This is a genomic window from Streptomyces sp. NPDC033229 (assembly GCF_055576875.1).
The window spans coordinates 17,559-31,423 of record NZ_JBVIQR010000035.1; the positions used below are offsets into that span (position 1 = coordinate 17,559).

6 protein-coding genes and 1 pseudogene are annotated in these 13,865 nt (G+C 72.5%); all 7 read left to right on the forward strand.

All coding sequences use genetic code 11. The features are described from left to right. Positions 1-230: 230 nt before the first annotated feature. Positions 231-344, forward strand: a pseudogene (locus tag ACZ53N_RS26770) (ISAzo13-like element transposase-related protein); the annotation flags it as partial. Positions 345-696: 352 nt separating this feature from the next. After that, complete coding sequence (locus ACZ53N_RS26775) at positions 697-3,894, forward strand: DUF6603 domain-containing protein (RefSeq protein WP_469143352.1); 3,198 nt, start codon at positions 697-699, stop codon at positions 3,892-3,894. A 20-nt stretch (positions 3,895-3,914) separates the two neighbouring features. After that, positions 3,915-6,161 carry a hypothetical protein gene (locus ACZ53N_RS26780; protein WP_469143353.1) on the forward strand — a complete coding sequence of 749 codons (2,247 nt, stop codon included), beginning with the start codon at positions 3,915-3,917 and terminating at the stop codon, positions 6,159-6,161. A gap of 53 nt (positions 6,162-6,214) precedes the next feature. Beyond that, positions 6,215-9,865: a hypothetical protein gene (locus ACZ53N_RS26785; RefSeq protein WP_469143354.1), complete on the forward strand. Its 3,651-nt coding sequence runs from the start codon at positions 6,215-6,217 to the stop codon at positions 9,863-9,865. After that, positions 9,862-11,040, forward strand: a complete 1,179-nt coding sequence (locus ACZ53N_RS26790) for a hypothetical protein (RefSeq protein WP_469143355.1) — start codon at positions 9,862-9,864, stop codon at positions 11,038-11,040. Before ACZ53N_RS26785 ends, ACZ53N_RS26790 begins: the two co-directional genes overlap by 4 nt. Beyond that, positions 11,037-12,605 (forward strand): cell surface protein, encoded by a 1,569-nt coding sequence (locus tag ACZ53N_RS26795; protein WP_469143356.1) that lies wholly within the window; start codon positions 11,037-11,039, stop codon positions 12,603-12,605. The genes ACZ53N_RS26790 and ACZ53N_RS26795 overlap by 4 nt, the downstream gene beginning before the upstream one ends. A 22-nt stretch (positions 12,606-12,627) precedes the next feature. Then, positions 12,628-13,755 (forward strand): hypothetical protein, encoded by a 1,128-nt coding sequence (locus ACZ53N_RS26800; RefSeq protein WP_469143357.1) that lies wholly within the window; start codon positions 12,628-12,630, stop codon positions 13,753-13,755. Positions 13,756-13,865 lie beyond the last annotated feature (110 nt).

Here is a 13,865-nt window from a genome sequence, read left to right on the forward strand (position 1 = left end):
GGCAGAGCGGGAGGAGTTGGTGATCGTCGAGCGGGTCCCGCGCCGGCTGGGCGAGCAGGCTCGGGCCGAGGCGGAGGCCGCCGTGGTGGAAGCTCCGGTCAAGGTACAGGTGGCGAGGCGTGCAATGCTGCTGATCTCGCACCGTGGGGACAGTCCGGACGGGACGGCGCTGCCCGGTGGCTACCGCGGGATTCCCGCTGCGGGCGAAGGTGGCCAAGCTCGCCGATGGGAACAAGGCCGAACGCCGACTGTTCTCCCGCATCACCATGAACTGGCGCGGCGGAGCGCTCACCAGCCACGAAGTCATCGTCAACAGCATTGCCGCGAATGACCGGAGGGCCGGGGGTCCGTCCGGCTGTATCCGGCCTCATTCGGACGTGTCGGCACAAGCCGCCGCGACGGGACCACCGCCGGCGGCTCCGCCGCGTCCGTACGGCCGCCCAGCACCGTCCCACAGGGCGGAGCGCACGTCATGGATATGTCCGCCTTTGCGTGGTGACCTGAACTCGCTTGCGCAGGCAGGCATTTACTGACAGTACGGCCGAGCCCGGAAGGCGCCCGTGCCATGATGCCCGCCTGGGGCCCGCAGCGCATGCCCACCTCTCACATGCCAACGGCTCGTGCGCGTAGCTCATGGACGCATCTCACCCGCACGTCTCCTGTCCCTCGTCCCTTGCCCACGCCCGGGGAGAACGCATGGCTCTCTCGCTCCGCGAACTGATCGAGGAACTCTTCCCCGCCGAGGGCGAGGACTTCCGCCTCCCCATCGACCGGCTCGGCCACATCGACGGCATCGGCCCGCTGATCGCGACCTGGCTGGATACGGCGGACCTGGTCGTGGGGGTGGCGATACCCGCCCCGGGGCAGCCCGTCCTGCAGGGCACGTTCTCCTTCACGGTGGTCGACGGGCCCTGTCCGGTCGTCGTGTCGTTCTCCGGCGACACCGGGGGGAACGTGGCCGGCATGGAGCTCGACTTCACCCTCCCGGCAACGGAGGACGACGCGGGCGAGGAGGACTCCTTCGCGCCCCACCTGGTGCTCTTCGCCGGCACCCAGCTGTCCGCGTCACTGGTGCTCAAGTTCGCGGACGCGGACGGCAAACCCAAGGAGATGGCGTTCACCGCCTCCTACGAAGGCGGCGTCCTGGCCGGCGAATGGGCCTCCGAGGACGGGCTGTCTTGGGACGACGTCGCCAGGGCGCTGGGCACCGCCCCGGCCGACCTGCCGCCCGCCCTCGTCCCCGTCCTCAAGAAGATCTCCTTCGCCTACGCCTCGCGGAAGAAGGCCTTCGCCTTCTCGGCACGCACGGAGTTCGTCCAGCTCGCGTACGCCTCCTTACCCCACAGGGCGGGCACCGGGTCCGCCACCCCCGGCCCCCGCCTGCGCGCCGTCCTCCTGCAGGGCACGTACCAGGCGGGGCTCAGCACCCTGCCCACCGTCGGCGAGTACGTCCCACTCGACGGTGACCTCGTCTTCGCCGGGCTCCAGGCGTTCCACCTCTCCCACCCCGTCAAGCCCCGCAAGGTCAAGGCGCTCAACGAGCTCTGGGCCGAAGCCGGTGTCGACCTCGGTCTGCCGGTCCGTACCCTCACCGCCGGCGGATCACTGGCGCTCACCGGCACCCTCGCCGTCACCGAGAAGACCTACGGGCCGGTGTTCCCGCTCCGCCGCCGCCAGCCGGTCCCCGGCCCGACCCCGCCGCCGCGCCTGGGATCCGCCGCGTCCGGGCCGCCGCTCGACGACGAGGAGGACGTCCCCGCCCACGCGAGCATCCGGCTCGGCCTGGAGTTCGGGCCCCTGCGGATCGCCGAGATCGACCTGTCCTACGCCGACGGCCGGGCCCGTCTCACCCTCGGCGCCACCGTCGACGCCGGCGGCATTGAGCTCAGCGCCTCCGGGCTCGGCTTCTCCGCCGCCCTCTCCGACGGGGACTGGAGCTTCCGGCCCACCCTCGCGGGACTGGGTCTGACGTACGACCGGACGCCGGTCCGCATCGGCGGCGCGTTCCTCGTCAAGGACGCGGAGCCGCCCTACGACATGCTGTTCGCCGGCATGGCCGTGATCGAGGCGCGCGCGGTCTCCGTCAAGGTGCTCGGCGCCTACGCCCGCGCCTCCGACGGCGGCTACCCGTCCCTCTTCCTCTACGGCGTCCTGGGCGGGCGCAACGGGCTGGGCCCGCCCCCGTTCCAGATCCGGGGGATCGCCGCCGGGTTCGGCTACAACAGCTCCGTCCGTGTTCCCGCGCCGAGCGAGACCCCGTACTTCCCGTTCGTGGCGGAGCTCGCGAGCGGCGGTGGCGGCGAGCAGCGTCCGCCCCTCGAAGTCCTGGACGACCTGCTCGACGGCACGGGCGGGCGTCCTCCGTGGCTGAGTCCGGCCTCGGGGCAGATCTGGTTCGCGCTCGGACTGGACTTCACCGTCTTCCGGCTCATCGAGGGCCAGGTGCTGGCCCTGGTGGAGTTCGGCGAGGACTTCACCGTCGCGGTCCTGGGGCTGGCCACCGCCTCGTTCCCCGTCCGTGGCACCCCCGGGCCGACGTACGCCCGTGTGCAGCTGGCCATGCAGGCGCTCTACACCTCCTCCGACGGGATGCTGGCCCTGGCGGCCGAGCTCACGCCCGAGTCGTTCGTGCTCGACCCCGAGTGCCGGCTGACCGGCGGACTCGCGTACCGCACCTGGTTCAGCGGGCCGCACGAGGGCGACTTCGTCTTCTCCCTCGGCGGCTACCACCGCGACTTCGACCCGCCCGCCCACTACCCCGACGTGCCCCGGCTCGGCTTCACCTGGGGCATCTCCGACTGCGTCACCGTCCGCGGCGAGGCATACTGCGCCCTGACCCCGTCCGCGTTCATGGCGGGCGGCCGACTGGAGGTGGCGTTCCACTCGGGCATCGTCGACGCCTGGCTGGCCGCCCGCATGGACGCGCTGATCCAGTGGAAGCCGTTCTACTTCCGCTTCGGCATCGGCGTCCGCATCGGTTTCGCCGTCGACCTGTGGCTGTTCACCGTACGGGGAGAGGTCGGCGTCGACCTCGACCTGTGGGGCCCGCCCGTCGGCGGCATCGCCACCGTGCATCTGTGGTGCATCGACTTCGACGTGTCCTTCGGGCCCGACGCCGGCGGCAAGCCCTTGCCGGCGACCTGGAGCGAGTTCCAGGAACAGCTCCCCGCCCGCGATGAAATGCTGCGGATCACCCCGCTCACCGGCATCCTGCCCGAGGACGAAAGCGTCCGCGCCCGCCGCCGGAACGTCGGCGACGACCGCTGGGTGGTCTCCGCGGACGGCTTCTCCTTCGCCACCGCCACCGCGCTGCCCGCCTCGTCCGCCCACGTGGGATCGGCGAAGTACGACGGTGACAAGACGCTCGACATCCGGCCCATGGACGTCACAGCGCTGGCCTCCGAACACCGGCTGACGGTACGGCTCAACGGCGCCCCCTTCGAACCCGCCGAACACGACTGGCGGATCGCGCGCGTCACGTCCAACGTGCCCCAGGCGCTGTGGGGCACCGGCGAGCCCTCCCGGGCGGCGGACGAGCTCCTGCCGGGCCAGCTCACCGGCCTCACCCTCACCGTTCCGCCGCCCGAGGACGGACCTTCCCCGGGCGAGATGACCGACGTCTCCCTCGGACACGAGGACCTCGACCCCAGCGCCACCCTGCCGATCGGTCCCGGCGACCAGGCCACCGGGCCGGTGCCGCAACCCTGGCAGCCGGGCCGCCCGACCAGCGTCGGCGTCATCGCCGAGGGCATCGCCACGACCACCGCCCCCGCCCGGGACGCCCTCCACTCCACGCTCTCCGCGCTCGGCCTCGCGCCGCCGTCCCACGACAGCCTGGACGGCTTCGCCGGCCTCGCGAGCCGTACGTTCACCGCCGAACCCATGACGATCTGAACCGGGCGAGGGAATCCGCCATGACGCAGCCCACCGCTGCCGGGAACGACCCCCGGTTCAGCGTCCACTTCCACGACGACCACACCGCCACGCCCGCCGGGCTCTACCGGCTCACCCTCGAACACCAGGTGTCCGGCGCCGAGGTGGGATCCGACTCCCTCCCGCCCGTACAACAGGAATTCGAGATCCGGGCCCCGCAGTTCACCCTGGACGGTTCCTTCGTTCACGCCGTGCACCCGGCGCCCGGCGCGAGCGGTGCCTTCGAGTACGTCCTGCCGCACCTCACCCTCAACCGGCTGATCCTTCCGTGGGAGCGCACCCCCGACGCGGAGCAGCCGCGGGTGCCCTGGATGGCCCTGCTCCTCTTCGCGGAGGAGGAGCTGCCCGACGACCCCAAGGCCCAGGGACACGTCCGCACCCGGACGGTCCGCGAACTCCTCGGCAGCGCCCCGGGCGACGTCCTCGCCCCCGCTATCAGCCTCGGCGACGTCCCCCCGGAGCTGCACGACAGCGCCTGTGCCACCATCGACGTGCCCTCGGCCGTGTTCGCGACGGTCGTCCCGCGCCGCGCCGACCTGCCCTTCCTCTGCCATGTGCGCAAGGTCCGCGACCGGCAGGCCGCCCGCGTCCGGGGCCGTGCCGGAGAGGAACTGGAAGCCGGCGACTTCGCCGTGGTCGTCGCCAACCGGTTCCCGCGCACCGCCGGACGCTACACCGCGCACCTGGTCTCGCTGGAGGGCTTCGCCGGACTCCTGGACGGCAGCACGCCCACCCGGCCCACGGTCCGCGTGGTGTCCTTGCAGACCTGGTCCTTCGAGTCGTCACCCGATCCGACGCGCCACTTCGCCGCGCTGATCCGGAAGCTGGCCGAGGACCCCGCGGGGCTCGGCCTGCGCCTCCACCCCCAGCGGCCGGCGGCCATCGGAACGGATGCCGTCACCGACCGCCTCGCCCTCGGCTACGCACCGGTCGGCTACGGCCTCCCGTCCGGCGAGCACACCTTCGCCTGGTACCGCGGCCCCTTCGGCCCCGACGTGCCGCAGACCGTCCCCAAACCCGTGGACCACTACACCCACGCCGACGAGGCGCTGGTGTACCTCAGCGACACCGGCGTCTTCGACGTCAGCTACGCGACGGCCTTCACCCTGGGCCGGTCCCTCGCACTCTCCGACGCCGCCCTGGCCGCCGCGCTGACCGCCTTCCGCTCGCGGTCGCGCCGGGCGGCGGGGCGGGCGCTGATGCGCGCCCGTACCGGGGAAACCGTCGACATCACGGCGGGGGCGGCCAGGCACCCGGCCCGCGACCGCTTCCACCGGCTGATCGAGGACGGACTCGGCGACCGGCTGCACGCGGCCGCCACCGCGCCCCCGGGCACCCGCGCCGCGCCGCCGCCCCGCCCGCAGACCGGCGGGGTGCCACGGCCGCCGTCCGTCAAGGACCTGCGGCGGCGCTTGAGCGGCGGCGGAACGGCGGTCCGGGGCCTGCTGGGGAGCACACTGGCCGAGCACGTCGGCCCGCTGGCGACCGCGGTCGATCAGGTCGCCCTGCTGGCGGCGACCCCGCTGCACCACCTCGTCCCCGACGCCCGCATGCTGCCGCCCGAGAGCCTGCGCTTCTTCCACGTCGACCCCCAGTGGTGTGAGGCACTGCGCGACGGAGTGCTCAGCACGGGGCTCGCCACCTCGCTCGACGCAGCCGTCAACGCCCTCGTGCAGGAGACGCTTTCGCCGCCCCGGAAACTGTCCGGGCTGCTGATGCGCTCCACGCTCGTCCGCGGCTGGCCCGACGTCGTCGTCGAGCCCTTCGCCGGGGCCGCCGGCAAGGCGGAGCTGATGGACATCGTCCACCGGACCGTCATCGGGTCCGACCTCCTGCTGTGCCTGTTCGACGGCGTCCCCGACGAGGTGGTGTTCCGCGAGCCCCACGAAGGCATCCACTTCGGCGTCGACGAGGACGACCACATCGGCCTGCGCCGGCTGACCTTCCCCGTGGGCGCGAATCTCGGGGTGTCCTTCCCGCCCGCGGGGCAGGAGGGTATGCGCCGCTTCCTGCGCCCCGCGGCCCAGGGCGGCGACAAGGAGATCCTCGATCTCGCCGCCGGCCCCGACTCCCTCGTCCCGGCCATGGCGGCGGTCCTGCGGGAGGCCGGGCAACTGGAGCAGGACGAGGAGCTCTCCCCGGGCGCGCTCGCCGTCGAGCTCGTCAACGCCCCGCAGCGCATCGCCTTCACCCCGGAAGAGTCCGGCCAGAGTCGAGGACCAGCATGACGAGCCCCCAGCCTCAGTCCCAGCCCCACTCCTCATCGCCCTTGATCGTTCCCGTGCAGGTCGACGCGCTGCTCGTCAACCAGCGCGTCCGGGACAACGAGCCGTTCCGCTACTGGTACCCGGACTTCGAGGAGCTCGACAAGCGGAAGTCACCCGAGCCCGACCCTTTCCAGGGCTCCGTGTCCGTCAAACGGGACAAGGGGATCCACCTGCAGTGGCTGCTGCCCGACGCACTGCGGCGCGGCCGTCAGGACGGGCCCGCCGGGCGGGTGGAGTTCCCCTTCGTGCCCAACCGCTGGCTCGTCGTCCGCTACAGCAGGCCCGCGGACCGGCCCGACGCGACCCCCGCCGCGACCGGCTGGATCGTCGACAGCGACTTCCTCGACCACGGCGAAGGCACCACGCCGTTCCTCGACCCCTGGGCGGACGGCCTCGAACCGACCTGGATCGGCCGGACCCACGACCTCGCCGAGGGAGCGTGGACGGAGCCGGAAGGCCGCCGGCCGTTCCTCACCGCGGTCGGGCCGGGGCTGCCGACGTTCGCGACCTTCCAGCCGTACAACGAGGACGTCTTCTCCCTCCACGACCGGCTCACCGGCCTGGACGGCCCGACCCTGCTCAGCTACCTGGTGATCGGCTGGTACTCGGACCCGGCCTGGGACATCCTGGCGACCGTGCCCGGCGGTGACGTCCGGGCCCTGCTGGACTCCCTGCGGTGGGCCACCACCGACAACGCGTTCCACCCCACGCGCTCCCTCTACGCGGGCAGCGTGCTCCACCTCCTCTGGGACCCCGACCCCCAGGCCGCCCCGCCCGGGTCGGACAAGCCCGGCACCAACGACCGCGTCGACGTCGCCGTCGGGCACATCGTCACCGACGCCCAGACCGCCCTGCCCACCGGCCCCTCGGACGACCCCGAGGCCGCCCTGCTGTGGGAGGCGTTCACCTACGACCTGCTGGACGTCCTCGACGACGAGGGCGAGACCGCGCTCGACCAGGCCCTGCGCCGGACGTGGTTCGGCGCGGAGCCGGGCGGCTACACCTGGCGCATCGTGGACGCCCCCGTGCCCGGTGGCGACGCCGCCCGGCCCGCGCCGGCGCCGGAGGAGGCCGCCCGGGAACGCCAGTGGCTGGCCGGGCTCAACGAGGCCCAGGCCACACACGACGCGACCACCCGCGAACTCGCCCACTTCCAGCGGCGACTGTACGGCCTGTGGTGGCTGAGCGGCCGTACGAACCGGCCGGACGGCTGGGACGCCCTGTACCGGGCCCAGGTGGACCCGGGCGGGGCGAACACAGTCGCCCGGCACGTCCGGGACCGGCTCACCTCGCTCTTCGGCGAGGGCGGCCTCCGGTCACGCATCCCGTGGGGCGACACCGCCGAGGAGCTCGCCGCCGCCGTCGGGGCCTACGCGGCCGAGCACGGTCTCGCACCAGGGCGGGAGCTCCAGCGGTGCGCCGAGCCCGCGTTCCACAGCACCCCCGACCCGTCGGTCATCGTCCGCGGGGCACGGCTGGACCGGCCGCTCACCGATGAGAGCGACCTGGCCTGCCGCACCTCAGCCGAGGCCGTCACAGAGATCCGCATCGGCGGCGGGATGATCCCGGCCCCGGCCGCCCCGCCCGTCCCCGAGCTCACCGGCCTGCCCGAACGCACCGCCCTGGACACGCTCCTCGGCGAGTTCTTCCTCCTCGACCGGGCCGCCGCCGCACCGGGCGGCACGGAAGGCGAGACCGCCCTGGACGACGCGCTCGCCGCCCCGGAGGCCAACGTCACGGGCACGCTCGCCCGCTGGACGCGCGCATGGCGCCAACCCTGGTCGCCGCTGCACCTCATCTGGAAGACGAACTGCTACCCGACCCCCTACCACAGCGACGGTACGGACCACTGGCGGTTCGACGGCACCCGCTACCGCTGGCAGCCCGACAGCCCCGTAGGAGACACCGGCACCCTCACCGGACGCGCCCTGCTCAACCCCCTGCCGGACTTCAACGACCGCGCCCGCCTCGCCCAGCACGCCGCCACCCACCCCGGCGGCCCGGTCGAGAAGCTGCTCACCCTGCGCGGCCAGGCCCAGGACTGGGACCGGCTCTCCCAGCGCATCGACGGCGTCAACGGCTGGCTGTCCCAGCAGTCCTCGTCGACGAACCTCATGCCGGGCGAGACGCTCGGGGAACTGGTCGACAACACCACCTCGCGCGTCTCGCTGAGCGACGTCCCCGACCCCGGCCCGGCCTCCGCCCCCGCCGAGCGGCGGTACCAGCCCGTCAGGGCCGCCCAGCTCGCCTTCGAACAGCTGCACGTCATCGACCGGTTCGGCCGGTCCCTCACGGTCATCAGCCCCGACAACGTGCAGCAGTACCGGCCCGGACGCGCGGACAGCGTCACCCCGGGCATCCCGGTCGTCCCCGAGAACGCCTACCGCTTCATCGAGCTGCCCCCACGCCTGCTCCAGCCGGCACGCCTGCGCTTCGACTTCGTCTCCGCCGCCGACGACCACCGGCGGATCGACGTCGACGCGGGGCCGCGCGAGGCGGCGGGACAGACCCCGGTCTGCGGGTGGCTGCTGGCCAACCACCTCTCGCGCTCGCTGCTCGTCCACGCACCGGACGGCCGGGGCCTCGGCGAGATCCGTACGGTCCTGGACACCGCGCACCAGCCGTTCGCCGCCTGGCACGCCCTGCCCGACTCGCCCTACCCCGACCCCGACCCCGCCACCGAATCCGGCCGGGCCTTCGCCGCGGACCTGCCCCACCTGCACGGCTTCGTCACCGGCCTCCTGGCGGGCGGGGCCGCCGCCTACGCCGAGTTCCTCGACGCGCTCGACAACAGCATGTCGACCACCGCGCCCGGCGAGGACGACAACAGCCTGGCCGCCCTCGTCGGCCGCCCCATGGCGCTGCTCCGGGCCCGACTGAAGTGCGAGCTCGACGGGCCCGCGATGACGTCGCCGGCCTGGCACGACGTGGTCGACCCGGAGCTCCCTGAACCGGAGTTCACCGAGTACCTCTGGAACGTCCGGCTCGGGGCCGGAAAGATGCTCAGCGACGGGCTCGCCGGGTTCTATCTCGGCACCGACTACAGCCGTCTGCACGCCGTGCCCGAGCCCGAACCCGAAGCCGGGGCCGCACTGTCGGGGTACGTCGTCCCCATCGACGGCCAGGAGATCGCGGTCCCCGCGAAGCCGGCGACGTCACCGGTCGCCCGGGACCAGGACGAGACCGCGGCGTGGGTGACCCTCCTCACCGACCCCTGGGCCGCCGTCCACGCCGTCACCGACATCCTCCCCGTGAACCGGCTGCTGCTCCCGCCGACCTGGGTGCGCGAGCCACTGGCCCGTATGAAGCTGTCGTTCAGGGCGGGCCCGCTGCTCGCCGGAACCCGGGCGGTCACCGAGGACCAGGACACCGCTCCCACCGAGCACGTCGTCATGCCGGGCCCGTCCGGCTGGCGCGGCACATGGGCGTGGGCGGAACCCACAGCGGGCACCCGGCTGACCGCGGCCGGTCCCGAGGGCTGGACCGCCTACCCGCTCACCGCGCCGGATCCGGCCCTCGCCCTCACGGACACCACGCCTGTCGCCCGGACCGGGTTCCTCCAGCTCACGGACGCGCTGGGCGAGGCCGGCCGGCGACACCCCGCACAGGGCCACAGCCGGCCGCAGGACCAGAAGAAGGACCAGGAACCCGGGAGCACCTCATGACCACCGCGCTCTCCTACACCGTGCACACCACCCCCGCGCCGCTGCGGGTCAGTACGGACACGGCCACCGGCGAGGCCACGCTACGGATCACCGTGGCCAACCCCGGTGCGGATTCCGTCACCTGCGACACCATCACCGTGAGCCTGCCGACCGGTCAGGGGACCGGCGCGCTGACGGACGCACCGGAGACGATCCGCGCGACGACGGACGATCCCGCCGGCTGGCTGGCCGAGCACCAGGGTGGCGGCGTGTTCGCCGTACGCCCGGTCTCGGCCGGTACGGAGCTCAAGCCCGGCGGGCAGTTCGTGATCACTCTGGACGGCCTGGTCGTCAACCGGACGCTCGGCACCGTCGTGCTCGACATCGGTGAGACGGCGGCGCCGGGCCGGGCGAGCGGCTCCGGCGCCACCCGCAGCAAGCTCCTCGCCAAGGCGAGCCCGACCGCCATGCTGGAGGACTTCGCCCCGGACCGGGTCGAGGTCCCCAGGGGCGAGACGGTGACCCTGACCTGGAAGTGCGAGGTCGGGCCCGAGTACGAGCTCTTCTACGCTGACAACCAGCGCGAACTGGTCAACGGATGCATCGACGCCCACGGCAACGGCAGCTGGACGTCGGATCCCCTCCACCGCGCCACGGCGTTCATGCTGCTGGGCTCGACCGTGCAGGCCGGGACGCCGGTCACCTACGGGCTGACCACGGCCGTGACGGTCGACGTGCCGGACCTGGAGGTCGGCGACATCGACGTCAACGGCACCGTCAGCCTCTTCGGACAGGCCTGCGAGGTCGCGGGAGGCACCGAGGCCGAGCCGAAGACATACGAAGCGGTCACCGATGGCGTGCTCACCGGCTACGTCAAGACCACCCAGGACGGGGCACCGGCGTACCTCAGGGTCTTCGTCACACCCCCGGGCCTGCGGCGGCAGCAGTTCGCCGCCCAGTCCTGGGACGCCCGCGGCGGCGCCGACAACCAGGAGGCGAGCCTGTTCGTGCCCGTGCCCCGGGGCTCGGTGGCGAGGGTGGTCCAGAAGGGCGACGCCGGGTTCACCGCGTCCTTGACCTGGTTCCCCTTCGGTGCGGGGGAGTTGAAGGAGCTCGACCCGGCGGCCGGAGCCCGCAGCGGCGCCGCCCCGGGGATCACCGATCCGGCCCACCTCAGCGAGGAGCCCCAGCGATGAACGAGACCACTACCGACCTCACACCCACCGGGATCGATGCCGCGTTCAGCGTCCCGGAAATCGGTGGTGAACCGGCTGCCGTCTACATGATCCGGGGCGGCTGGGCGGTCCGGCACGATGCCGGGTCGGTCGCGCCGCCACGGCAGGGCAAGCCGCTGACCGAGCTGTGGCCGAAGCTGCCCTACGAATACCTCCGCGGCATCGACGCCGCGTGCGGGACCGGCACCCGGTACGTGTACTTCTTCAAGGGTGCCAACTGCGTGAAGTTCGACGTGGAAGGCGCCGAGCCGGTGGGGGGCTCCGCTCCGATCGGCAACAAGTTCCCCGGGCTGGGCAAGGACGCGCCCGATTTCGTCGAAGGCATCGACGCCGGATGTCCGGCCTTCGACGGCACGCTCCACCTCTTCCGGGGCGACCGGTGGGTCAACTACGACGCCGACACCGACGAGGTGCTGGAACAGGGGAGCATCGCCGAGCACTGGCACAACCCCGCCCACCCCGGCTCCGAGGTCTACGGCGGCGTGGCGGCGGCGTTCAGCCACCCCGCCACCAAGAACGGCTACCTGGTCACCCCCGACGGGAAGCGCTACGCCGACTGCGACACGGACCGGCACTACGTCACCTCCGCCGGGAAGGTACTGCGGGACCGGTGGCCGTACCGCACGTTCTTGAGCGTCCTCGACGGGGACGGCGGGAAGCTGTGGGTCTTCGACGCGGACACCGGGCAAGCCCTCAGGCAGACCCAGGTCGGGAACGATTCAGGCGGTGTCGTGATCTCCCCCGACGGCTTCCGCGCGCTGGTGACCGTCAAGGGCACCGGCGGGGGCGAGGGAAACCTGGCCCTCTTCGACATCACGGCCGAGAATCTCCGCACGGTGACGGCGGGGGTGTGGCCGAACCGGGTGACAGCCCTGCCCGACGGCTCCGCCGCCTATGTCACCAATCCCTTGGACGAGCACGTGCACGCCATCGACCTCGCCACCGGCGCCAAGGTCCGTATCGATGTCGGTCGGCGGCCTGACGGCATCGCGGCCTCACCCGCAGGCGACTGTGTCTATGTCGGCACCGACGAGATGCCCTGCGTGGCGGTCGTGGACACGGCGACGCACGGCGTGACCCGGCGCATGGGTGGCAACGGCACCGCGTCGTGCCTGGCGGTCACCCCCGACGGGGCCGTCCTGGGGTTCGGTGACAGCCCCGTCAACATGGTCGCGGTCGTCAGGACCACGAGCAGCGGTGAACCTCCGCTCGTCCCGGTCGGGCAGTCCGCGGAGCAGCTCGCGGCGTCGCCGGACTCCCGGTATCTGTTCGTCGCCAACCGCGGTGCCGAGGTGAAGGTGATCGACGTCGCCGCCGCCATCGAGGTGAAGCCGCCCATCCGGGTGCGGGACCGCACGAACGCGGTCGCGGTGTCGCGGGACGGGCAGTACGTCTACGTCACCTGTGAGCGGGCCGACTCCGTGCACAAGGTGCCGGTGTCCGGTGGCGACCCGGTCGCGGAGTTCCCGCTGGGGCAGGCCCTGGGCAACAACGCGTACCTCGCCGTCGGCCCGGCGTGGGGCTGACAGCACGGAAGGGAGAAGCGCCGTGGCGGTACGACGCCCCGACGAGAGCGACTGTGTGCTCACCTACTACGTGGAGACCCATCCGGCGCCCGTCCAGGTCTCAGAGGAGGGCACACCGGCCAAGGCGACCCTCGACATCGCGGTCGCCAACCCCTTGCGCGGCGCGGTCCATCCGGAGGAGGTCCGCTTCACGTTCCCCGTGGGGACCGGACCCGGTGATCTGACGGCCAACCCGGGCAGTGCTGAGCCGCAGGTGAGCGACGCCAGGAAGTGGCGTTTCGAGCCCGACCCGGACGTTCCCGGAACATTCGTTCTGACCCCGAAGCGCTCCAACGCGCCCATTCCGCCCGGGGACGAGGTGGAGCTGACGATCGCCAACATCGAGGTCAACCGGGCGGTCGGCACGAGCAGCCTGCTCGTCACCGAGCGCATCGTGGGCGCTGATGAGCCCCACTCCGAGGAGTGGCCACTGGCGAAGGTGCCGGCCGGGTTCACCGTCGGCGACTTCAGGCCCGATCGCATCCTCGTCCAGAGCGGGAACTCGGTCGAGCTGCGGTGGCGGGGCGAGTCGAGGGACGGCGCCACGTACATGATGCTGCACGGCGGCGAGCCCGAGAACGTCACCGGCATGCGCTCCTGGCCGTCCCCGAAGCTGCACCGTGACTCCACGTTCGCTCTCGTGGTGACGGTGGAGTCCAGGGACTCCGACGCCAAGGCCGTGTACGCGATGACGACCACCGTCACGGTGGGCCGCCCGGACCTGGTCCTCAACGACCTCACCGTGGGGGGCCACGGCACGCTCACCACCGAACCGGTGGAGTTCACCCTCGGGGAGGGGGAGTTCGCGCGTGCGTTCACCGCCGAGACCGACGGCTTCCTCGTGGGGTACGTCCGCGCCGACACGGACGTACCGGAGAGCGAGGACCCTGCTCCGACACTGAGCGTCACGGTCACCACCGCCGGCGTCGACCGCAGGACGGGCGTCCAGTCCCGCAAGGCCGAACGCGCCCCCGACGACCCGGGCAGCCGCCTCGCCGCCGTCGTCCCCAAGGGCTCCACGGTCTCCGTAACCCGCGCGGGCACCACCCCGAGCATGCACCGGCTGTCCTGGCAGCCCTTCGGCACCGGCGAATTGAGGGAGGGTGCCTGAGCCCGCCCGCGGATCCAGGCGTCCCGTCTCATTAGATCTTGCAGAGGCGGTCGCAGGCGCTGGCTCAGCGTGGGCCGCCAGTCGATTCTCCCCAGCGTTCGTTGGATGCC